The sequence below is a fragment of the Micromonospora sp. LOL_023 genome, from assembly GCF_048060115.1.
Lineage (GTDB): Bacteria > Actinomycetota > Actinomycetes > Mycobacteriales > Micromonosporaceae > Micromonospora_E.
The window spans coordinates 1-24,614 of record NZ_JBHMIM010000060.1 but is presented as its reverse complement, the minus strand read 5'-3'; the positions used below and the strand labels follow the sequence as shown (position 1 = coordinate 24,614).

Genomic DNA, 24,614 nt, shown 5'->3' with positions numbered 1-24,614 from the left:
TTCACTCTGAACCTCCGCGCGGACGCGCCGCGTCGAACAGGACGACGGTGTCCGGGCAGCGGGAGGAACACGGTGGGGGTACGGCCTGGTGACTGGTCGCCACTGAATCTGTCCAGCGACCCCACCCCCGGCGATCCGGACGTGCTGCTGAGCGTCGCCCGCTACCTGGACGTCATGGCCGGCCACGCCCAGACCGCCGACGACGGGCTCGCCGCAGTGCTGCGACAGAGCGGTGAAGGGGCGTTCGTCGGCAAGACCGCCGACTGGCTACGTGAGCAGATCAGCAAGGAGATGAGCGGCTTCATCACCGGGGTCCGCACGGCCTTCTCCGCCGCCGGGCCGACCATCCGCACGTACGCCGAGGCGCTGCGCGACGCCCAGGCCAAGGCGGACCAGGCGCTGCGCGACGCAGCCGGGGCCGGCGAGGACGAGGAGCGGATCAACGCACTCAAGGCGGACGCGGAGAATGCCGCGGCCGACGTGAGAACTGCGGCGGGTACGGCTCGGCAGGCCATTCTCGACGCTACCGGCCACATCAAGTCACCCGTGACGCCGAAATCGGCCTGTGAGGTGTTCTGGGAGATCTTCACCTGGTTGACCCTCATCATCACCGTGGTCGCCGTCTTCGTCGGTGGCCCGCTCGGTCTGATCGCCTTCGCGATGAACGCCGCGCTGGCCGTGAAGGCGACCCTGGACTTCGCGATGGGCAAGACGAACGCGCTGGGTCTGGCGCTCGGGCTGCTCGGGCTGCTCGGCCCCAGCACCCGACCGCTGATCGCCCTCGGCGACCTGACCAAGTTGGCCACCGGCGCTTGGCGCAACATCACCCAGTTCAGCCGCACCAGCTTCAACCTGGCGCGTACCGGCATCAACGACTTCTGGCGGGCGGTGTCGACGCTGAGCCTCAGCGGGGCGATGCGCGGCATCGGCGACATCGGAGTCACCCTGGTCAACTCGGTGAAGGTCGGCGCGCTGATGATCCCCCGGATCGTCGGCCCGATGGACGGCCTGGCCGCCCGGGGGTTCGTGACCCTGGAGAAGTTCACCGTGGTGACCGTTCCGGCGACGATCGTCAGGCTGGGCAACCTGATGGTACGGGAGTTCGGCGGCTGGAAGTGGCTACGGATCTTCATGCCGCTCGCCGGTCACGAGATCGGCGCACTCGGGGTGTCCGGGGCGTTCAAGCTCGGAGTACTGGGTCGCGGGCTCGGGATCACCGGGTTCGACGGACTGGCCGCACTCGGCGGCGGCGTCCGGCTCGCCAACGGAGTCACCACGGTGCACGTCGTCAAGCCCGGCGGCGCTCCGCCTCCCGCCGGTGGGATCAACTTCAGCCCGAGCGGGCTGTACCTTCCCGACCTGATCGAGAAGCCGATGATCGGCGCTCCGTCGACGCAGCAGCTCAGCTTCTCGGCCCGCGGTGTCGACCTGTCCGCGGCGCGCGGCGCGCTCGGCAAGCCCGACCTCGCCGGGCTGCGCGGCGTGCAGAACCTGGACCTACCGGTGCCGACGACGACCGGCGCGGTCAACCCGGTCACCGGGATGAATCAGGTCACCATGCCCGCGGTGCCGACACCCGGCGCGGTGACCCTGCCGAACATGCAGATCGGCAACCTCAGCACCATGCTGAACCGGGCCGCCGGCGGCGTCGAAGGGCTGGCCGATTTCGGTCGCGCCGAGCTACGCGACCTGCACATGGGCGAGGTCAGCGCGGTCCGGGTCTCGGAGACCGGGGTGGCGTTCGACCTCGGTGCCCCAGAGAAGGCGTTCGGCGGCACCGCCCTGCCTACGCCCACGCTCAGTCCCACGTCGGCGCCCACGCTCAACCCCACGTCGGCGGCTTCGGTCTCGCAGGTCGCCCCGACGAACATCACGCGGGTCGACGCCGTCGGGACCGCGCCCCTGAACCTTGCCAAGGCTGCCGACGCGACCACCGTCCACCAGGCGCTGAACCTGCTCGACGCCCCCGACACGGCCGTGCTCACCGCCCTGCACCGGCTGGACCCGCCGACGTCCGTCGCACCCACCGGCCTCGGCCGCGAAGTCTCGATGCCCGCACCGCCCCGGCTGGACCAGGTCGGCGGCGCGTCGCCGCAGCAACTCAGTCACCTGCACGCGCTGGAGCAGCTCAAGAAGGCACAGCACGCGCTGGCCAACGTCTCCGGGGACGCACTGGCCGTGGCCCGCGCGGAAAAGGACCTCCGGGTCACCGAGGCGTTGGTGCGCAAGACCGCAGACGGCCTCAAGATCGAATCCCGCGAGGTCCCCCGCACCGACCTGGCCGCGCTGGAACTCGAGCACCGGTTCGCACAACTACGCCCGACGACTTCGGCCGACCTCGCCGATCTTCCTGCGGTCCCCACCCATCAGCCCGGCACCAGCAGCACGGCAGAGTTGGAGAGCCGGCTGGCCGCCCTACGCGGCACCGATCTGCCGTCCCCGGCGGCCCGCCAGATGGAGCTCGAGCACCGCCTCAACCAGCTCCGTCCGGGCGGAGCGGCCGAAACCCGCCCGGTCGATCCGGCGATGTTCCCGGACGTCCCGACCATCTCCCCGACGGAGGCCACCGCCCGCGCCACCGCCGTCGAACGCCTCACCGACCTGGAAGCTCAGCTGGTCGCCGCCCGTGCCGAGGAGGATCCCACCGGCGTCGGTTCGACGCGACCCGACACCACCTGGTCTGCGGCCACGCCGCAGGTCGACACCCCTGGCCGACCGCAGATCCCCGACCGGGTCGGTACGCCGGGCCGAGCTGACAGGGCGAACGGTACGGGTACCGGCGACGGTCTGCTGGACCTGCCGAGCGTGCCGCGGACCGATCCGGCGGCCTCCCCCGGCCCGGATGCGCTCAGCCATCGGTTGACCGAACTCGTCTCCGACGCGCGAGGGGTCGACCTGCCCGAGCCGGAGCTGAGGGTGCTCAGCACCGAGGTCCGTACCGCGATCGAGCAGGGGCGGCACGGTGACGCGGCCCGAGGACTCAACACGCTGCACGACCGGATCGACCGGCAGGCCCTGTTCCAGCGGCTCGACTCGTACCGGGCACATGTGGACGCCGGGCACCACCGCACCGCACAGCTGGGCATGGACAAGTCGACCTGGTTGCGACACGCCATCGACATCGAGCGGGCGACCGCCGCCGGGCACACCGACGAACTGCACCGGCTGCTCAACGCCTACGAGAACAGCCTCGCCGGCAAACTGGCCGAACAGAAGCTGCACGACCGGGTCGTACCCGATGGCACGCCGGGCCGTTCCCCCGACGAGGCCGGGTCGACGGGCGACCTCGACGAGTTGCAGGCCCGCCTCGACGCGCTGCGTGGCGACCACGCCCCCGACCCGCGGCTCGCCGGCCTGGAGCTGGAGCTGCGCCTCGCCAACCTGCGCGGCGCCGACGGCCCCGACGTACCGCTGCCCCAGTTTCCGGAGCCGCCGACGCTGCCGCCCGGCGGCGTCGAGGACCTGCAGAAACGCCTGGACGCGTTGCGCGGCGACAGCGCGCCGGACCTGGATCTCGCCGGCCTGGAGCTGCGCCACCGGCTGGACGCGCTACGGGGCACCGACCCGAACACCCCGCCGGTCGATCTCGAGGATCTGCCCGACGTACCGACGCTGCCGCCCGGTGCTCTCGACGACCTGACCGACCGGCTCGCCGACCTGCGGGCCCACCGGGATGACATGATCGGCATGCCGCCGGCCGAGCGGGCCGAGTGGAATGCCGAGTTCGCCCGGGTCGGGGACGAGGCGGCCGACGCGGACGTGCTGGCCCGGCACGAAATGCGCGTCACGGCCCTGGAGCGTGAGGCCCGCCTCGCGGAGCTGCGCGACGGTACCGGCCCACTCTCCGCCGCCGAGTACCGGGCCTGGCAGGACGCGCTCGTCCGGGCGGGCGACGATCAGGCCGGCATCGACCACGTGCTGTCCCGCTACGCCGCCCGGCTCGACGAGCACCAACTGGACAGCGTCACCCAGATCAACGCCGCGCTCACTTCCCCGGACCACCTCCGCCCGCTCGACTCCCGGCTGGACGAGGCCCTCGGCGGGCTGTCCCCTGGCCTGCGGGACTCGACCGCCACTCGATACACGACGCTTGGCGACCGGCTGGCCCAGCTCCGCGGGGCGGACGCCGCTACAGGGTCCGGTCGGGCCGCAGACGATCTAGCGACGCCCGGGCCGTGGGCCGGCGACCCGACGGTCGTCCACCGGCTCGATCAGCTGCCGAGCCCGCCCCGCGACCTACCGACGACCCGCCCCGGCGACACCACCCCGGCACCAACCACCCCGGCACCAACCGACCCGGCAGCAGCGGACCTACCGACAGGGACGAAACCGGCGGACACGCCGACCGCCACCAGACCATCGGAACCGTCGACGAGAACGCCGACGGTGCAGAAGCCGCACGGCGAAGCGGCGCGGCCGACACCGACGGCCGGCAACGAAGTTCTCGAACTGCCGGCACCGCAGCGCCTCGCCGACGACGTGTCCACCCCGCCGGCCGAGAACCTCGCGACGGCGCCGCGCGATCTGCTCGGCGACGGCCGACCCGCCGGACCGGCCCGGGTGATCGAGGTGGACGCCGAGCGGTGGACGCCGTTCAAGGAAGCTTTCCGCTTCGAGCCCACCACCGGAGGCCAGCCGCCGAAGGTGACCCGGCCGCCGGCCAGTGGCGAGCGGGTCGGCGTCGGCTATCGGCTCACCGTCACCGACCAGGACATGCACTTCGCACTCAGGCTGCACATCGACGCCGCGCCCGGTGTCACGGTCCGGGACATCGCCGACGTGAAGGCGCGCACCGTCGAAGGTCTGCAGCGGTACGTCAACGCGCCCCAGCAGAATCTGCCCGGTTGGGACGTGCCGATGCGGGTGACAGTGGACTTCGTCGACGACCCGACCAGGGCACACGGATCGATCACGATCGCCCCGGCCGGGACCCAGATGTCCCAGCAGACCTGGGCGACCGGCGCGTCACCGGCCAAGTACGCCCATGAGATCGTGCATCAGCTCGGCGCGAAAGACAGCAAACCACCGTCGAACGCGTTGTTGCACGGCGTCGACCGGGCGGAGCACGGCGACCTGATGGGCCACCACCCGCACGACGTCGAGGAGTTCGTGCTGAACCCTCGGGCGCTCAGCCAGATCGCCGCCGTACTGTCGCCGTACTTCTCGGGCTCCCCCGCCCCGCGTCCGGTGCCGGACGTCCGGACCGGCAACGTCGCCGCGGAGTCCTGGGCTTCCGGTGTGGACATCGCGCCCAGGGTCAGCGCCGCGGAAGTCACCGTGACCGCGCCGGGTGGCACCATGCAGATGACGGTCCTGGAGCCGACAACGACGATCGACAGCCCGCTGCCTGGCCTCTACAATAACCGGCCCGACCTGCTGTACACGCCGGACGCCATCGACGACCTCGACAGTTTGATCCGTGGCCTCGATCGCAGTGTCGCCGACGCGGTACGCGCCCGGGTGGCCGAGAAGCTGCCGCTGGTGGCGGGGCTGTCCAGGATCTCGGTGCAAACCGACGAGATCGGGCAGGCACTCCGCGACGATGGCGAGTCGTTCTTCACCACCGGTGGCCGCAGCTTCCACGTCCGCGACGGCCTTCTCGGTTGGCACCGGGTCACCGTCGCACCGACCTGGTCGCCGGCCGAGGCCAAGGTCATCGACCAGTCCGCAGACAAGGCGAAGTTCGACACCCGCAGCGACCAGGCCGCAGGGACCAAGCATGCGTCGGCCAGCGGCGGCTCCGGGTCGCTCGGTGCCGGCACCATGTTCCCGCAGCGGGTCGGCTACGGCGCCGGCGGCGCCGTCGACGTCGCCCTCTCCCGGCCGCTGGAGGCGTTCGAGAACGGCGTCAAGCTGACCGACTCGCACAACGTCCGCAGCGGCTCAGGCACTCACCTGGTGGCCGCGCCGGTCGGCTTCGAGATCGTCGTGACGGACCCGGCCAGGCCACTCACCGGCCCGAGGGCCGCTGACCGGCACGTCGGCGAGCCGGTCCGGGCCGACGTGACCTTCCGCAGCGTCGACGACATTGCCAAGGCCACACCTCGCGAACCTGACTGGATCGACATCGACCCGAGCAGACATACGTCGATGCTGGTCGAGAACCTTTCCCCGGTACGCATCCTGCGTGCGGGCATCGGGCTGGCCGACGGCACCGACCCGACGGGGACCTGGAACGACGTGGTCGAGGACGTACTCGTCCTGCTCCAGCCCACCAAGGCCGTCGGGCCGGGCACACTTGGGGCGGGGCAGGCCCGCGGCCTGTTCAAGGAGTCCGCCCTGATCGGCAACCTCCTGCCGGCCCTGGACACCGTGGTCCACCCGCCGACGATCACCAGCACCCACGGTGCGCACGCGCTGTCACTGGAACTCACGGCGACCATGCCGAAGCTGTCCATCCTGGCCGACGTCGCAAAGACCTCCTTCCGCTGGCAGCCGGGGCAGAATGAGGCGACAAAACTGGCCCATTCCAGCCGGGTCGGCATGGGCCTCTCCGCGGTCCCCGCCCGCTGGGCGTTCGGCCCCGGATACGTGCAGGCCCGGCTCTTCTGGGGCTTCCTGCGCTCGATGACCGCTTCTGCCAGCCACGGGGGCACGTCCCGGACCGGCACCGAGTTCAAGGACATCGCCAACGTCCTGGTGGAGGCGCACTTCCGGGTCACCGTGAACGCCGGGCTACGTGAGGTGCCGGGCAGCCGGTTGTTCGGCGAGGGCAAGGTCGCACCAATCACCGTGGATCTGGTGGTGCTCGGCCACCTACCGGCGGTTCGGGTCGCTCAACTGCTCCATGACAGCAGCGTGCTCATCCCCTCCCCGACGCGGTGGTACGTGCCGCCGTACGCGCTGGGCGGTGGTGGACGGTCCGTGATGTACGGGCTCAGCGGGTTCCAACAGCTCTACCTGGATGTGACCGGGCTGATCCGACGCATCGAGGGTGGCTTCCTACCCGAGTTCGGCAGGTCCGGCAAGGTCAAACGTATGGCTACCAGCCGCGCGGCGATCGAACGGCAGGCCAACCAGGACGCACTGGACCAGGTGCTGTCCGTGCCCGGGTTGCGGCAGGGCAAAGGCGCTCTGCTCAAGACCGGTCTGATCGCCGAACTCAGTCGCACCAAGAAGATCGGCACCCGGCACATCATCGTGCACGTGACGGCCAGCTACACCAGGGCCTTCCAGCACCTTGGCACCAGCAAGGGCGACGCGGTACGGACCACCCACACCGACGCCTTCCAGGAGAAGATCAGCGCCGGCAGCCAGTGGCGAGGTGCCGTGGCGTTCGAGGGTGGTGGAATCTTCCGGCTGACCGGCAACGTTGCAGGCGCCTTCGTGCCCGCAGGTGCGCTGGAACTGCGTGGCCGATTCGATCGGCAGAGTGGCGCGCAGCTCGGCGGTCAGGAGAGCCGACTCAACGGTGGCACCCCGGACTCCCAGGCGTTCGGCAACGACCTGCAGATCACCGTGCAGGTGTACGCGTACACGAAGCGCCTCGGCCCGGACCCGAAGTCCCGCGTCAAGTTCGGGCGGGTGATGCACCAGCGGTTGCCCCGGCCGGTCATCGACTCGACCCGGGTGGTGAGCCCGACCCACGAGCCGGCCGCCCTGGTCGGCGGGAAGAAGTTCACCCGATTCCGACTGGTCGAGACCCGTCCGGTCACCGTACAGTTCGACAACGCCTCGGTGCTGGCCCAGCCGACAAGTATGCCGACCACGATGACGCCGCGGCCCGATCCGTTGGCGGTCGACCGGCGCACCCAGCTCCAGCTGACTGAGCTGCGCGACTGGGTCGACACGGGGCCGAAGACGACCGTCAACCGCTGGCTGTCGGTGGAGGACTTCCCGGGTAGCGCCTTGATCGCCGTGTTGGCCAGGGATGCGCTCCACGCCGCTCAGCGCTACACCGACACGGAGTCCCATACCAAGTTGGGGGGTCTGCGCGGCACCGACGGGTTGGTCGAGGGAATGCCGCTCTGGGCCAAGTTGATCGACCGGCTTGGCGAGTCGCGGCAGATCCACGGCCTCGCCCCGATGCTCGACGGCGTGTGGCAGGTGGACCGTCTCACCTCTGCCGAGGACGGCGCCGCCACCGACCTGGCCATCGCGGTCGCGTTGACCAATCCGACGGTGCTGCCGGCGTACGCCAACATAACCAACGAATCCGCCTCGGTCGGATCGGTCGAGATCAGCGCCGCCAGGACCGTCGAGCAGCAGCTCGCGTTGCGCGCCAACTACTCAGCGAACGTCCGTAAGGTCGGCACCAGCAACGACGACACGCACGGCGGCGGCGCGGTGTTCCCCGCCACGTACGAGAAGGTGCTCTACGCCGGTTCGAAGCGCGACACCAAGAGCGTCGGTGGCGCGATCGAACGCAACGTCAACAACCGCAAAGGACGACAGCGGTCCTTTCTGGTCGCCTTCGACATGCGGGTATCCGCAGCGGTGGAGATCACCAACAACCCGGACCGGTACGCCGTCATCCCACAGTCGCTGCGCAGCGGCGAGTGGCTGCACCACCACAAGTCGGTGGCCCGGCACGGCACCATCACCAACGCGATCTTCCTGCGGCTGTCCGCCGCCACCATGGTGAAGCTCGGCCTACTGCCGAAGTTGGCCGGAGACCCCGGCACGATCAGCCAACCGTGGCTGCCGACGATGCCTCCGTTGCTGACCCTGCCGCCCGGACGCGGCCCCGGCCTGGGCCTCTACTCCTTCGACGAAACCCCGACCCTGACCGAGTCGATGACCACCGTGCTCCGGTCGGAGGCGGCCAAGCTCGGCCCTGACAAGGGCAGGGTCAAGGGTCTGCTCGACATGCTGCAGGGCCGGATCACGAACCGGTCGATCGGCAAGGTCTCCGACTCGCTGTCCCGCCCTGGGCTCGACGACCCGATGCTGAACCGCCGTCGCCTGCTCTACCTGTTCACACCCGAGGGGCAAGCGCAGCACTGGCCTGCCATGGCCGACGGCGGAGTCTCGGTGCTGCACATGAAGCCCGGCCGGATGACGCAGCACTCACGCGACGTACGCCTGATCGCCGAGCCCATCGGCGAACCGACGGTCCTGGGTTTCGTCGCCGACCACGAGGACCTCGACATCAAGACCACCCACACCAGCGAGCAGGGCGTCACCACCCAGCGGATGCACGGCAGCACCGCCACCCTCGGGGTCGCAGGCACCGGCGTCTCCAACCACAACGGCGAGAACCTCGCGGCCGGGGCTGGAGACACCGTCGGGCGGGTGTCCCAGGTGCTGAACGCGCAGAGCGACGGCTCTACCACGATCGACACGAACCTCAGCTCCGGTCGTGGGGTCAAGGCCAGACTGGAGATCAGGACCAAGTACACCCTGGCCATCTTCGACAAGGGCGTGCGCGTCGACGACGACCTGCTGGTGGTACACGACAAGGTGGTCCAGGACCGGTGGGCCGACGACCTCCGGCCGCTACGGTCCACGCCAGCGGGCACGCCTGTGCCGTACCAGATCACGCCGCCGGAGAAGTCGGCGCCTGGCTGGCGGACGTTCAACGGAATGCCGCTGCCACCGCGGTTCACCGCCGAGGATCTCAACCAGGTCGCCCGGGTGCAACGCCTCGTCGCGAACTTGCTGGCCGACGCCGCCAAGCGGCTGAAGACAACGGGGTACGCCGGCGCGCATCAGATCCACCAGAGCCTCACCCCGGAGATCCTGCTTCCCGGCCTGCCGAAGCTGCTGACCGCAGAGGGTCTCGACCTGCCACCGGCGGTCAGCGCCCAGATCTTCGGGCAGAAGGCGGGGATCAGGATCAAGCTGCTGCCCGAGAGTGCGTCGCTCGGCGGTGTCAGCTCCGGCGTCTACCGCGAACACGCGCTGCAACAGGGCGGTGGCTACAGCACCGGCACCAGCGTCATTACCCAGAATCTACGGATCCCCCGGGTTCCACTGATCGGGCGAGGCTTCGCCGATGACCCGTACCAGGCGTTGGAGGCCGGTGGGCCCGGCGTCGCCGCCGGTGACACCCAGGCCGCCGCCGAAAGCGGTGGCAACGCCACGAGCGACCTGGGCAACGTCAAGCCGGAAAGCCGCTCGGCCGCCGTCGACTACCTGAGCCGGGTCGAGGTCACCGTCTCGCTGTCGTATTCGCTGCTGCCAGCCAAGACGGTGACCAGCGCCAGCCAGCCGGACGAGTTGGTGAACGTATCGTTGCGGATGGGCCTGCATGACGCACGGACGGCGCTGCACATCCCGACCGACACCACCGGGCCAGCCAACGACTCGCCCGGCCGGGTCGCCGCCTTCGACGAGATCGTCGATCACGAGTCGAAGCTGGCCAAGGCGGCGGACAGTTTCGTTTCCGCCGCGGACAAACTCGACCAGGCCCGCTACGACGCGTACCTGGTCCCGGAAGGCAGCGCCGCACGCGTCGCCGCCGAGGCTACGTTGCCCGGGTTGCACCAGGAATGGGATCTGGCCGGGAATGCCTGGTGGGATCTGCTGCAACGGCACCACGAGCTGTTGGACGACTTCCGGCACCGGTACGTCGGGGTCCCCGAGGGCACCTCCGGCACCGACGCGGCCACCCTCGCCACGTACATCCAGAACGACAGCAGCCGGCGCACCCCGACCGACACCACCACCCACCAGCCCCCGACCGGCACCACGGGAAGACCGGCGGACGAGCCGCAGGCTCTCCCGACGCCGGGGGGTGGGTACTGCCAGCTCTACGCCACCGTCGGCAGTGCCCCCGAGTTGGTCGGCGCCCGGCTCGCCGCCGCGGGGCTCGGCTCGCCTGCCCTGCGTGCCTGGCTCGGTAGTCCCGAGGCCGTCCGCGCCCAGGTCACCGCCTGGGCTGCCCACGGGGGTGGGTTGGTGCCGCCAACCAGTCAACTCGGTCAGGCCGCAGACCTGCTACGCCTACTGGTCCAGCATCAGCTGCAGACCGTGGGCCCGGACGGCGTGCCAGCGGCAGCTCTGGAGGGGTACCGGAACAACCGGGTGCTGCAGTTGCGCACCGAGGTGAACGCGATGAACCGCGACACCCTGCTGGGCCGGCTGCGGGATGCGGGCATCACGAGGCTGCGCGACGCCGGCCTGCTACCGGTCACACACCTGCGCGATCTCTACCTCGACCAGCGAACCGCCGACCTGGTCACTGCCGGGTTGGACCGGGCGGCGGCCCGCGCCCACGCGGAAAGCCAGGTGCCCCTCAGGCCCACTACGGACGGCTCACCGCCCCGCGACCTGGCCGACGAGGCACTCTCGATGCGGGCCATGTTCGACTACCTCACCGCGAGCGGACATCCTGTCGGACTGCAGGCACTCTCCGACGATGCGCTGCGCGACCAGCTCATGACGTACCTGCTCAACCCGCTCCGACCGGCCGACGCCCGTGAGTTCTCCGCGCTCACCGAGGCGGTCCGGCGTTGGGAAGTCCACTGGCAGGACCCGGTCGGCGAGGCACTCGCGGGGCTACTGGCTGCCACATTGGACGCCCGGGTACGTATCCACGCCCCCGGACACGTCCAGACGATCGGCCACGACGAGGCGCCGCTGTTCGACGTGTACCGGCGGAGCGACCACTACCAGGCGATGGTGAACCAACGACCTTCGCCGGTGGAGTCAGCGCCGCCGGACGAGCAGCCAGTGGCCGAGTTGGACAATGTCAGCGGCCCTGCCGTCGATCCGAAGGGCGCCAAGCCGTTCGAAATCGATCCGCCCGGTCCGTCCGGCGGGAAGAGCACAAGCGGAGACGCGCTACGAACCCAGCAGATGCGCGTCAACCCCGCCTGGATGCCACTGTCCGACTTCACCCCCGAGATCTACGCCGGCCGCTCCGGTGCCCACTGGCACTACGTCGTCACCGAATCAAACGACATCATGATCGGCAGCGAGGAGATTCTCACCGTCGTCTCCGCCAGGCAGCTCGACGACCTCCACGCCGCCATGCGTACCAAGAACCCCGACCTCACCCTCGACCAGCTCAAGAACAGCATCAACCAACAAGGCCACCCCACCATCGGCGTACGCTTCGACAGCGACGGCCGCGCCTACGTGGGCAAGGGACGAATCAGCGGGGAACTACACCGCGACCCAGAAACCGGCCAATGGATCGTCGATGACAAGTCCGGTCGCTACATGAGCGAGAAGATCCGCCCCGGACTCGACCCCGGCGACGTGAAACGCTGGCTCGACGGCGTTGCCACAAGACTAGGCAACCACATGGGCGTACCCGTCGAAGCCCGCCCATACAAGCACACCACCGCCCCACCACCGGACGACCTGCGTACCCGATGGCGGGAGTTCAAGGCGCAGCGCCTGCAGGCCGAGGGCACCGATCCGGCGGCGGCCAAGATCCTCGCCAGCGGCCTGACTGCAGACCGCGCCGCCATGCTCGCCGACCTGGCGACGCAGCAGGCCACGCCCGCTGGCCCGGCCAAGACCGTCAACGCTGACCTGAGCACCGACGCTCCTGCGCCAGTCGCCCAGACCACGGCCGCTGCCGAAGCCACGGCGGCCACCGCACCGTCGAGGCACATCCCGCCACCTGGGCCCGACTACCGGATACTCCGCTCCGCCGATTCTGTGCACCTGGAGAAACTGCACGAAGAGGTGCGGCGGCTGGTCGCCACGAAGACCGACGACCAGGGCCGACTCGCGGCTGACATCTGGTGGGATGTCGCCAGCTTCGTCACCAACGCCCTCGAAGCACCACCAGTTCGAGCGATCCTGGGAGCCCGCGCCGGTCTTGAAGGTGCCTTCCGCATCCAGCACTGGACCATGGAGATCGCGACGGACCGCCCGGTAGACGAAGTCATGACGTGCCTGGTGCACGAGCTGGCACATCTCGAACAGTTCGCGGTGATCGCCCAACTGCTGGCCACCCGGTCCGGCGATCCGGCGACCGTCGGCCGGATAACCGGCCACCCCGACGTGCAGCGGGAACTGTGGGACCGGCGGGTGACCGACGACCCCAGATATCCGGCGATGCAGCAGGTGTGGGCCAGCCACATGGACCCGACCGCCCGTCATCTCAACGAGCTCTTCCTCCAGTTCAAGCTGCTGACCCAGGACGCCCACCAGCGGCTCTCGGCCGCCGAACGGCTCTACGAGTTTCCGCCCCGGGTGCTCGACCGGCTGCGCCTCGGCTTCCGGCTGCTGGATACGCAGAACCAGCTCGCGCCCATGCGCTACAACACTCAGCCAGCCGAAATGCAGGCGTTCCTGACCCAGCTGCGATACACGTCGCTGGGCTCGGTACACGACTGGAGCGGCACACCAGTCACTCAACTCGCACCGCCGGACGGCTACGAGTTGGTCGCCCTCGGTCGGGCAGGCAGTTTCCTGCGTCCGATCGGGTCAACCACCGGATCTCCACCGCGCTTCGCGCACCCGGAGCGGCCGCTGCTCGTCATCGAACTTCCCGACCCGGCCCGGGCAGAGCACGTGCTCACCGAGCTGGGCAGCAGACTGCCCGATCGAGCGCTCGTGGAGCTCATCATCCCCGGTCCGATCAGCGGGGGCAGGGCGATCGAGCTGTCCCGGCTGATCGGTCCGGACCAGCAAGTCGCGTTCGCCCCGCGCCTGATCGAACCACCCGGAGAGGAGTTGTCCGACCAGTTCGTGTCGTACAGCCGGCTGCACACCGCGACGCTGCCGGCGTTCGCCCGGTACGTCACCGTGCACGACACGCCGCAGTTCCCGCAGCTCGCTACCCCCGCGAGTGACCTGGGCAACCTCGGCCACGGCCGGTGGGCGATCCTCGGCGACGACTGGCAGGCCGTGTCCGTGGGCGACCGGGTCTGGGTGGGGCCCAAGGGCGCGACGCCGGTGATCATGGAGGGCGACCCACGGGTGATCATCGGTGTGCCGTCCCAGGACACTCCCTGGGCCGCCTGGCAGAACGGCATGTGGCTGGCCCGGATGCTGGCCGGACAGGAGGGCACCCCGGACGTCCCCAACGCCCGGGTGCACCGACCTGAAATGCAGCCGCCACCGCCGGTGCAGCTCGACGGCAAACTGGTGCACGCCGCGACGGAGCAGGACGCCGAGCTGGCTCGGCAGGTCACCGGCCTACCGGATCCCCTCGCCGCCCACGAGTACTCCTTCCCCACCCCGCACCCGCCGCTGGGGGTCGCGCCAGGCCAGGACCTCTCGTTCACGGTGCACCACCTGATCGACGCGCTTTTGGACGTGGCCGACGTGCCGGTGGCCGAGCGGGACGTCGCGGTCCTCCTCGACGAGCTCACGAAGCTGGCCGGCACGCTCGGCCCCACCGGCCCGGACGCACTGCGGAATCTGCTCGCCGCCGGCTACCTGGCCGCGCGGGCGTACGGCATCGGCGGGTTCGGTCCCCGGAGGCTCACTGCGGCGTACCAGACGCTACGGCTGCTGGAGCCCACCGGGCCTCTGGGCTCGGGGCCGCAGGCAGCGGCCGACCTGCTCTCCTGGACCTACGGAGCCAATGTGGACAGCTGGGCCGGTGACCTTCCGGTACGACTCATGCAGGTGCTGGAACACGTGTTGGAGCAGGGCGTCGGGTTGACCAGGATCACCCAGCTGACCGCAGCCGCCACAGCGGACGCGGAGCGGATCCGCCTCCTCCTCGCCGGGCTTCAGCAGGTGAATCCCGGCGTCTGGGTCACCGCCGGCGTCGGCCCGCAGGCCGCACCGCTGTCAACCGGCGGCGAGCTCGTGCTGGCGTACCCAGCCGGTCCTCAGCTACAGCTGGCACCGCCGGGCAGCACACCGGTCGACAACACCGACCACGTTTCCACCTCGGCACTGGCGCTCCTCGGGGATCAGGCCCGCACCCGGCTCCACCCGGATGGTGGCCTGGACGTCCGGGTACAGCTGGTGCCGGTGACCGACGCACCGGTCACCCGGAACGACTTCTACTTTGTCCTGGACGAGCTCGCGAGCCTGAACGAACGGCTGGGCTGGCAGGTCGTGCTGGGCGATCCGGTACACACCGACGGCAACCCGGTCGAGTTCACCGAGCCGACACCGGACAAGCCCTCGCCGGCCGCACCACCGACTTCAGCCTCTGCCGGCGATCTGGTCGACCAACGTCGCTGAGCAGCTCGTCACGGTCACCCCGGCGTGCTGCCGGTCACGCCACACCCGCTCAACACCCGCTGCAGTTGCCGGGTGGCATTGTGGGTGCGCGACTTCACCGTGCCCGGGGGTACGCCAAGCACCCCAGCCACCTCACGGTGGGTACGGTCCTGGTAGTAGACCAGGAGCAGCGCCTCGCGGTGCACGGCCGAGAGGCTGCGCAGCGCCGGCTCCAGCGCGACCCGGTCCAGGGCTGCGTCGAAGAGGTTCTCCGCCGGCTGCCAGGCCATGGCGGTGACGTCCTCGCTGACCTCGGCGGGGCGGGCCGTCACCCGCCGGGCCTGGTCGATGCTGAGGTTGTGGGCGACCCGCGACAGCCAGGCCTGCGGCGATCGGGCGCTGGCCACCGAGGCCAGATTGCGCCAGGCCCGCAGCAGCGTTTCCTGGACCAGGTCCTCGGCGCGGTGCGGATCGCCGTGCATCAGACGCCGGGCGTACCGGTGCAACGCTGGCCGGCTCTGCGGCACCAGCACCCGCTCGTACCAGGTGACCAGGTCGGCGTGGGTCGGCCGACGAACGCCCTCGATGGTCTCCATCGGATACCTCTTTCTCTGGCCGTACGAACCGGTCAGGCCACCGAACCGGCGGCGGGCACGTCGGACGCGGTGAGGCGCAGCAGGTCGTCGGTCGACGGGTCGGCGAGATCGGCCACCCGCTGCGCCTGGTGTTCGGTCATCCGCTGAAAGATCTGGCGCGCGGCGCGACCGTTGCCGAACCCGTGGCCGTGGTTGATCGCGGCGAACAGGTCGTGAACGGCGGCACGCGCGTCGTCGGCGAGCTGGTACTCGTGCTGCCGGCACTGGGCCTCGACGATGTCGGTCAGCTCGGTGGACCCGTAGTCCTCGAACGTCAGCGTCCGGGAGAACCGGGAGGCCAGGCCCGGGTTCGAGGCGATGAAGCGACTCATCTCCAGGGGGTAGCCGGCCACAATCACCACCACGTCGTCGCGGTAGTCCTCCATCAGCTTGACCAGCGTGGCGATGGCTTCCTGCCCGAAGTCGTTGGTGTGACCGGGTGGAACCAGCGAGTAGGCCTCGTCGATGAAAAGAACGCCGCCGAGTGCCCGACGGAAGACCGCCTGGGTACGGGGTCCGGTGTGCCCGACGTACTCGCCGACCATCGTGGTCCGGTCGGCCTCGACGAGGTGGCCGCGTTCCAGCATGCCCAACGCGGCGAGCAGGCGGCCGTAGAGGCGGGCCACAGTGGTCTTGCCGGTGCCGGGGTTGCCGGCGAAAACCAGGTGCCGGCTCAATGGCGGCGCGGCGAGCCCGGCCTCCCGGCGTCGGCGTACCGTCTGCATGAGTTTGATCTGTGCCTGCACATCCTGCTTGACCCGGTCCAGGCCGACCAACGCGTCCAGCTCGGCCAGCAGATCCGGCAGGTCGGCCTCGGTAGGTCGGGTCGCCTCAGTCGGGGCTGCGTCGGCCGGCACGGCACCACCGGTGGCCGGAGCCCCGGCCGCCGTCGGAACGCCGGGATCACCGCTGGCTGCCAGCGCTGCCGGCGGCAACAGCGACCTGGCCACCTCGGTCAGCCGGATCTCCTCGAAGACCGGCTGGGCCTGCGGGTCCACATCGACGTCGAGTTCGGTGTCGCGGATCCGGGCGCGCACGATGGCCGGTGTCGCCCCGGCCCCGACGTGGATCGCCGGGTACGCGCTGTCGGTGAAGACGCAGTCGACGTACCGGCCGCCACCGCCCTCGGCGACGAACAGCGCATTCTTCGCGCCCGCCGTGCACCATGTGTCCGTTACCTGCGGGCTGGCACCGGTCCACACCACGATGCCGGAGCCCTCGGCGTCGCGCACCGCGCACCGATCCACGGTGCCCCCGCTGTCCCGCTCGAAGACGATCCCGGCGGTGCCGGCCCGGTCGATACGGCAGTCGGTCAACTCCACGGCGGCACCGACGCCGACCTGAACGCCGGCCCGGCCGCTGGCGTCGACCACGCAGCCGGTCAGTCGCACCGGCCGGTCCGAGCCGACGACCACTCCGTTGCGATTGCCGGCCAGCACGGTGCCCGTAGCCGTCACCTCGGCGTTGTCGGCGGTGCTCACCCCGGCGAGCCCGCAGCCACGCACCCAGCCGCCGGTCAACTCGACGTTACCTGCCCCGATGGCGTGCAGCCCGTGCTCCGCAGACGGCCCCACCAGGGCACCGGCGGCGGTCAGCCGGCCGGTGCCGCCGACGTGCAGCACGCTGTACGTCGAGTCGCCCAGCACGGTGTCGGTGAGCGTCACCGTACCGCGATCGGTGACGAAGATCCCGTTGCCGGCACAGCCGCGCACCGATCCGGCGGAGATGCCGACCTCGGCCTCGTCCCGGCACACCACCCCGGTCGCGCCTGCCCGGTCCACGTCGCAGCGGGTCAGGACCAGCTGCGACCGGTCGGCGGCGACCACGCCCGCAGCGGCCGAATCGGTCAGCCGGCACCCCGTCAGTTCCATCCGCGCCGCCCCGAAGGCGAACACCGAGTCTCCGCCACTACGGCTCACGGTGACGTCCAGCCCGATGACCGTCGCCGACTCTTCGACACGTATCCCGTTGCGTCCAGCGGCGACGACCGTGCAGCGGGCCAGCTCGACCCGGGCGGTGCCACGTGCCCGTACGCCGGATCCGGTGACCGAGTCGATCCAGGTGTCGCGCAGAGTGGTCTGCGCCGACCCGCCGGCCACCACACCGATGCCGTCTACGTTGGTGATGACGCAGTGCTCGAGCAGGACCACCGCACCACCGGTGGCGTACAGGCCGGCCAGCCGGGCACCGGTCAACCGGCAACCGCGCAGCACCGCGCGGGCCTGCCCGCTGACTTCGATCCTGCCGCCACGCAGGTCGCAGCCGACGAGTTCGGCGCTGCCGTCCTCGATCCGCAGCAGCGGATCACCACAATCGGCACCGGCCAGCATCAGGTCGGTCAGCGTCGCCGCGGCGGTGATCCGCACCGGGGTCCGCGGCACCAACGACACGGTGCCCGGTCCTCGCTCGGCCCGGACCAGCACTGCGGTGTCGATCAGCAGTTCCTCGTCGTACCGGCCGGGAGCCACCAGCACGGTCTGCCCGGCCGAGGCTGCCCGCAGGCCGGCCGCGATGCTCTGTGCGGTGCCCCGTTCGCCGGGCGCCACCCGGACGATGTCCGGGTCGGCGCCCGCCCGGCGGCCGCTGAGTCGCACCATCCTCACCCTCGCCGAGCACGATCGGTCGTCCCGGTGCTCACGGCTTTCCGCTACGCACGAGTTGGGCTGCATCCTCGGCGCGACTGCCGAACGGATCGTCGGCCTGCTCCACCGCCAACCGGCGACGCCTGCTCCTCGCCCGGTACCGGCTCCAGAGGCGTCCACCGGCGAGCAGCGCCCCGAACGCGGTCAACACCGCCAGCACCACCGGCCAAGAGACCGGCTGGGGCCGCTGCACCGGCTCGACGGCCGTGGCGGGCGGCCCGCCGTCTACCAGCCGACTGGTGACCGCCGCGTACGGATCGAGCCGCCCGACGCCCTCCGGGCCGTCGACCGCCCGGTCGGCGGCGGTCGCGGCGAGTTGCTGGCCGACCTGTCCCGGGGACAGCCCGGGCCTGGCCGATCGCACCAGGGCCGCCGCGCCAGCGACGAAAGCGGCGGCGTACTCCGTACCGGTGCCGACGTAGGCCCCGGTGCCGGCGGCGCCGATGCTACGGATCCCGGTCGCTGGCGCGAGCAGGTCCACCGAGCCGGTCGGGTAGTCGCTGACCTCTCGCTGGTCGGGGCCGAGACCGCCGACGCGGAGCAGTCCGTCCCCCGGGGCGATCGCCGGTCCGGCGGACGGGGCCGGCACCACCACGAGCACGCCCCAGCCGACCGCCTCGTCGACCGCCGAACGAATCGTCGTGTCGGTGACGTCGACAGAGCCACCGAGCAGAATCACCTTCGCGCCGGTGGCCACCGCGACCTCGATGGCGGTGACGGCCGCCGGCGGGCTCGCCGGGAGTCCCTGGTCCACCAGCCGCACCGGGACGACCACGGCCTTCGGCGCCACCCCGACCAGTGCGCCGTCCTTCCCGTCGTCGGCGGCGACGATACCTGCCAGCGCGGTGCCCGAGCCGACGCAGTCGGTGTCGCCCAGGCCGTTGCCGGCGACGATGTCCGCGCCTCGGCCGAGCCGGTCATCGAGTTCCGGCCGGCCCCCCGCGACACCCGAGTCGACGACGGCCACCCGGACGCCGGCGCCGGTGGTGGTCGGCCACGCCCGCTGCGGCGCCACCAGTCGCTGTCCCCAGTTCGAATCCGCTGGCGGGGCTGCGACGGCGGTCGGCCGGCAGGCAGCGCGGTCGGATGCCGCCGAGCCGGAGCTTGCCGCCGAGCCGGAACCCGCCAGCTGACCGGCGACGGGCACACCGCCGCGCACCGGTTCGCTGGCCGGATCCGCCTCGCCGTTGGCGGGATCCGCCCCGCCGACGACCGGATCTGTCGGCCTGGGCGATGAGGTCGCGCCGGGTGCCACAGCCGCCGTCGTGGTGGGTAGCGGGCCGTGCCGCAGACCGGTGCCGATCGCGTCCCAGGGCAGCACGAGGTGCCAGCCCTGGTTCAGCTGCCTGGGATCGGTCAGCCAGCCGCCGCCCGGCTGCTGCCGCCCGGTGTTGAGTTCCAGAATCTCACCCGCTCGCTCGGCATCGCCGAGGAACCGCTCCGCGACCGACCAGAGGGTCTCCGGCCTACCCTGGTACGACGCCATCACCGTGTAGTAGAGGACGTACGGTTGCTCCTGCGGATCGCCCTGCGCGGCCTGCGCGGGCCGACGCTCGGTGACCGTGTCCGTGGTCGCCGCCGTCACCGCAACGAGCGTTACCAGGCCGGCCAGGGCCGCCCTGGCCAGCGGCCCGGTCACCAGTTGGTCTTTCGGATCAGCGCCCAGTCGTGATCGTCGCTGGACCGGCAGCCGAACACCTCGAGCCGAAGGTCCGGCGTTCTGGCGGCAACGCCGGGAACGTCCAGGCAGAGGTTCGAGGCGGTGTTGACCAGCCAGTAGTACTGGACGTCGCCGGACTTCACCGTGGGCTGCAGCCGCCAGTACTGGTTCTCATCGTCGAAACAGCCGGTCTCGTTCAGCGGCGTCGCCGGCGAAACCGAGCCCTTGCCAGGCAGGTCCAGGCAGTACTGGGAGGTGACGCTGCGAATCCAGTACAGCTGGTTCCCCGAGCCGTCGACTCGGCGCGGGACGAAGGCGTACTCCTGGTTGTCCGGGGTGTGCGGGTAGCAGAGGTTCCGGAGGACCGGCCCGTCGCGTGGACCGGGACCGACACCCGGAACGTCCACGCACATCTCGGTGCCGAGGCTGTGGATGAAGTACGGCCCGTACGGACGGTTGGTTCCATCGGCGTCCGAGGCCTTGACCGGCGGCTGGTCTGAGTCGGTCTGCACCGGGGTGGTCGGCTTCGTCGCCGTCGGGGAAGGTCGCGTGGGTGGTGCGGTCGTCGGGGCGGTGCTCGCCTCCGGAGATCGCTCGGCCCCGGTGGTCGGGCTCGTCGACAGAGAGGCCGACGGCGACGGTGAGGCCGGCGGGGCCAGCCGAGGATCCTTGCCGTACTCGGTCTCGAAACGGCCCACCTGCTCGGTCAGGGCGACAATCCGTTCACCGCCCGGCACGTCGGCCAGCGACCGGATCATCGGGTCGCCGCGCAGGAACGCGGCCAGCGCGAGCGGGTAGTCGTCCGGGCCGGTGCCAGGCACGGCTTCCAGCAGCGCGCACATGGTCTCGCCGAGGGCCGGCACCGCCGAAGCCGGGGTCCATGGTGAGGCCTCCGCCGACGGCCGTACGTAGGCCACCCACACCTCGGGCAGGAACTGCGCGATGCCCTGCTCACCAGTCGGGCCGAGTCGCTGCGGGTCGAACTCGGAGGCGGCCATGAGCTGCGCGGCAACCCGAGCCGGCGGCAGCTGCGGGCAGACTGCACCTGCGGCCTGGATCGGCTCGAGGAACGCGTCGGGCACCGGCAACGGCGCGGCCCGGGTGACCCGCTGCGCAACCGCTGATTCGGTGGCCTCGGGTGCGGCCTCTCCGATCCCGCCGAAGGCCGGCTGCGACGCGTACCAGACGGCGTACCGCTCCACGGTGTCGACGTATTCCAGCGCACCAGCCGGCATAGCGCCGGCCTCGACGACCGGCTCGACGCCCACCCGATGCGCTGCCAGGGCCAACTGCCACCGGTCGCCGCCGAGCTCGAGCACCCGGAGCTGGCCGACCAGTTGGCACATGTGGTGGGCGAGCGCGGTGACGCTGGCCTGCTTGTCGCTCGGCCGCGCCCCGTCCCACGGTGCCCACTTCTGCCACACGGTCGGCATAAGCCCTGCGGTGCCCTGCCCGCCGACGGCCTGCACCGCCTCGACCGGGGTCGCCGAGAACCGGGACGCGGCCATCACCTGACCAGCCAGCCGCGCCGGGGTCAAGGTGGGGCACGCCTTGGCTGCCTCGGTCAGCAGCCGGACATCCGCGTCGGAGACCCGGGTGCCGGGTAGTGGCACCCCGGCATCGGCCGGGCTGGGTGCCACGGAGGCGGTGAGGGCGACCATCGCGACCAGGGCGAGGGCTGCACCCATCAACACCCGATAGCGGCTTCTGGTCGGCATGCCCGTTCCAATCGTCTCGCTCACACCGCCACCACGCCTTCTCAGCCTTGCCCAACTGGACTTCACCGAACCTACCCAAGGTGGACGTCAGACCACCCGAAGTGGACCTTTTGCAGGCTAGACGCCGACAATGTGGAGTACAGGCGATTGAATGGGCTCACTGGTGAACATTGCATGAATCGACGAAACCCGGGTCGTACCCACGACGGTCGGACCCGACGGTGTCCGCGCCCCTCACCCGCTGCGAGTCGATGGCCCCCGCCGGCGGCAGCGGGTCACGCCCGGCCTCGACCTGGACCTCCTCCCGCAGTCGACGATCCGCTCGGTCACCCGCCGCCACTCCCACCTGCGGTACTGCCCGTAGACGGTCTCCCACGGCGGGAAGTCCGCCGGCAGCTGCCGCCACGAGCAGCCAGTCCGCATTACGTACACGATCGCGTCGGCGATGTCCCGACGCGGAACCTTCTGCGGACGACCGGGGTCCTTGATCAACGAGAGCATCGGCTCGATGAGCTCTCACTGGGCGTCTGTCAGGTCCGAGGGGTAGGTAGGGTACGCGCCACACCAGTTTCATCGACCTAAACGACTGCAATATCTGAACCAATCCAACGCTCCCGGTCGGATCACTGCCGTACGCAGCCAGCAACTCGGCCAGCAGCTCAGCTGATCCACCGAAGCGCTCATCCACCGCCGTCGGCACGAGATCCCACTCACGTGGGGCGACCGCCACTCCGTCCCAGTCCGCCAGCACCGGCCCGATCCCGGCAACGCGCAGCACGTTGGCCAGCTGCGCATCCCCATGCACAAGACCAGCAGACCCGAGCCCGAACTCCGCCGCCGCCAACGCCTCCTGCAACTCGGTGGCCCTACCGAACAGCCACTGCCGGTCCGACTCCCCGAGCCCGGGCAGGCCCTCACCGCTCTGCGGGAGGCGGACCTTCGCCCGTGGGGACAGGCGTGGTGCAGCGTGGTGCGGCACCGACCGCCCTTCCGCGATGGTCAGTTGGGTTGACGGGCAGTGGGGTGATGATTCGGATGGTCGGACGCTGCTGGCCGCTCGGCTGCTCGAACACCCGGAGGCCGCCTTCCGGTCCGGTGCGCTGAGTGCCGCGGCGGGCGCGGACGTCTACCTGCCAGCCGCTGATCTTGCCGTATTCGCCTTGACCCGGCTGGGCGATCCCAGATGCGTGGCGCCGCTGCTGGACCGGTTAGAACGCCCCCGGCTCGGGTTTGCGCTCAACAACCATCACGGGGGCGGCTGGTGGACCCGGCCACCGGGCATCCTGGACGTGTTGAGCGGGGTGCCCCAGTACGCGACACAGCTACTGCCCGCGGTGCGGGCGCGTCTGCGGACAGCCAAGACGTTCGACGAACGACGCACCTTCACCCGAGTCCTGGCCGCGTGGGGCAGCGCGTCCGCCACGGCGGTCGAAGATTTGCTCGACCTGCTGGACGGCGACGCCGTCGTCTGGGCGCTGCACGCGTTGGCGGCCGCCGGTCCCCCCGACGGGGCGGCGATTCCCCTGGCCCGGATCCGCCCCCTGGCCACGGACGGGCGGCTGCCCGCCTCGGCCAGGCACACGGTGGTCCGGGCGTACTGGCGGTTGACCGGAGACGCCCAGCCCGCGCTGGACCTGCTCGTGCCGCAGCCTGACGACCGGTATCACGAAGCGCAGGCCCTGGACTTTCTCGCCGAACTGGGAGCGGACGCCCACCGGTACGCCGATCGTGTCCGCGCCCTGTTGCACAGCGCCGACCACCCGTGGCTCACGGCCTCGGCGGCGACAGCGCTGTGGCGGGTCACCGGCGACCCTTCCGACTCGGTACGCCCACTCGTCGCCGTGGTCCGTCGGCTAACCGAACACGGCCGGGTCTGGCCGCCCACGATCCGCGCCATCGGCACACTCGGCGAGATCGGTCCACCGGCCGCCGATGCCCTGCCCGTACTACGCCAGGCCGTGGCCGGTGACCGACGTCCGGTCGACCCCGGCCAGTGGGACAGCATCGCCCGCGACGACGAACTCCAGCACGTCACCGCAGTCGCACTACGCCAGATCGAAGACAGGTGACGCAGTCAGCGCCGACGGTGGCTGCGGGTGATACCCGTACGGAGAACGCCACGCCGCAAGGTGGTGAACCCACGGGAGCTGTCGCCGATGAAGACGTGTCGGACGGAACGTCGGACGTCATTCCCGAACTGGGTGCTCGCCTGATAAAACCACAAATCCGACAAGAAACACAAAGCGAACCACTAGATTTTGTCGACAACCATCTATTTTGCCAGCTCACGCGGTGGGCCGCCTGGGACTCGAACCCAGAACCCGCGGATTAAAAGTCAGCAATTCAGGATGAATGTGGACCATTTACGTTCGGTGACCAACCCTGTTGCGGTGGTCCTAGCGGTTGACGTTGCGTCCAGCGGCGTAGGTGCTGGTCCTCGCGGCAACTGCGGACCGCAACGACCGAACAGGCAGCTACATTGGGTCAGAATCCGGGCACCCGGCCGTGAGTCCATCCACACACCGAAACATCCGAGCACCCAAGGAGCACCCACAGCCGATCGGTGTCCACGCCTGACCGAACGGCCAACCGTCGTCGCATAGGTTTCCTACGAAGCTTGACGATGGTCACGTCGCCATCCTCAGCGTCTGACAGGCGGACCGTTGAAGGGAAGCCACCGTTGACCAACCCGACCGTCCGCTCAATCGGCAGGGCAGCAGACTTTAGCTAGACGAGTAGTTCCGAAGTCAGGGGTCGATGTCCGGGCATGAGGAGAGGGCATCCAAGATCATGTTGTGACGCAAGACCTGGACACCCTCTTGACCGCACTGTACGTGAAGATCGACGACAGCATCCGCACACCCCGGTGGCGCGGCAGACCACCACTGCTGACCGACTCCGAACTGGTCTGCCTGGCCGTGGCACAGGTCCT

The 24,614-nt window shown here is 70.3% G+C and carries 7 protein-coding genes and 1 pseudogene; 2 read left to right on the top strand and 6 right to left on the bottom strand.

What is annotated here, in order from left to right; all coding sequences use genetic code 11:
• Positions 1–72: 72 nt before the first annotated feature.
• Complete coding sequence (locus ACFHVL_RS25790; RefSeq protein ID WP_416631023.1) at positions 73–15,048, top strand: hypothetical protein; 14,976 nt, start codon at positions 73–75, stop codon at positions 15,046–15,048.
• A 14-nt stretch (positions 15,049–15,062) separates the two neighbouring features.
• On the opposite strand, the gene ACFHVL_RS25785 is transcribed toward ACFHVL_RS25790, so the two are convergent.
• From ACFHVL_RS25785 to ACFHVL_RS25760, 6 genes and pseudogenes are all read right to left on the bottom strand, one after another.
• Entirely contained in the window at positions 15,063–15,623 is a 561-nt protein-coding gene (locus tag ACFHVL_RS25785) for a sigma-70 family RNA polymerase sigma factor (RefSeq protein ID WP_416631022.1), read from the bottom strand.
• A 32-nt stretch (positions 15,624–15,655) separates the two neighbouring features.
• Entirely contained in the window at positions 15,656–18,256 is a 2,601-nt protein-coding gene (locus ACFHVL_RS25780; RefSeq protein WP_416631021.1) for a right-handed parallel beta-helix repeat-containing protein, read from the bottom strand.
• Between the two features lie 40 nt (positions 18,257–18,296).
• Entirely contained in the window at positions 18,297–19,943 is a 1,647-nt protein-coding gene (locus tag ACFHVL_RS25775) for a S8 family serine peptidase (protein ID WP_416631020.1), read from the bottom strand.
• Positions 19,940–21,682 carry an RICIN domain-containing protein gene (locus tag ACFHVL_RS25770; protein ID WP_416631019.1) on the bottom strand — a complete coding sequence of 581 codons (1,743 nt, stop codon included), beginning with the start codon at positions 21,680–21,682 and terminating at the stop codon, positions 19,940–19,942. Before ACFHVL_RS25770 ends, ACFHVL_RS25775 begins: the two co-directional genes overlap by 4 nt.
• A gap of 234 nt (positions 21,683–21,916) precedes the next feature.
• On the bottom strand, positions 21,917–22,192 hold the full coding sequence (locus ACFHVL_RS25765) for a transposase (protein ID WP_416631034.1): 276 nt from the start codon (positions 22,190–22,192) through the stop codon (positions 21,917–21,919).
• 121 nt (positions 22,193–22,313) lie between these two features.
• Positions 22,314–22,661: pseudogene (locus ACFHVL_RS25760) on the bottom strand (phosphotransferase family protein); the annotation flags it as partial.
• A 16-nt stretch (positions 22,662–22,677) separates the two neighbouring features.
• Here ACFHVL_RS25760 and ACFHVL_RS25755 point away from each other — a divergent pair.
• The gene (locus ACFHVL_RS25755; RefSeq protein ID WP_416631018.1) at positions 22,678–23,751 is read left to right on the top strand and encodes a hypothetical protein; all 1,074 of its coding nucleotides are present in this window, start codon (positions 22,678–22,680) and stop codon (positions 23,749–23,751) included.
• Positions 23,752–24,614 lie beyond the last annotated feature (863 nt).

Coding starts and splice junctions, on each gene's coding strand:
- ACFHVL_RS25770 (WP_416631019.1), bottom strand. CDS start 21,682: ATGCCGACCAGAAGCCGCTATCGGGTGTTGATGGGTGCAGCCCTCGCC.
- ACFHVL_RS25785 (WP_416631022.1), bottom strand. CDS start 15,623: ATGGAGACCATCGAGGGCGTTCGTCGGCCGACCCACGCCGACCTGGTC.
- ACFHVL_RS25755 (WP_416631018.1), top strand. CDS start 22,678: ATGGTCAGTTGGGTTGACGGGCAGTGGGGTGATGATTCGGATGGTCGG.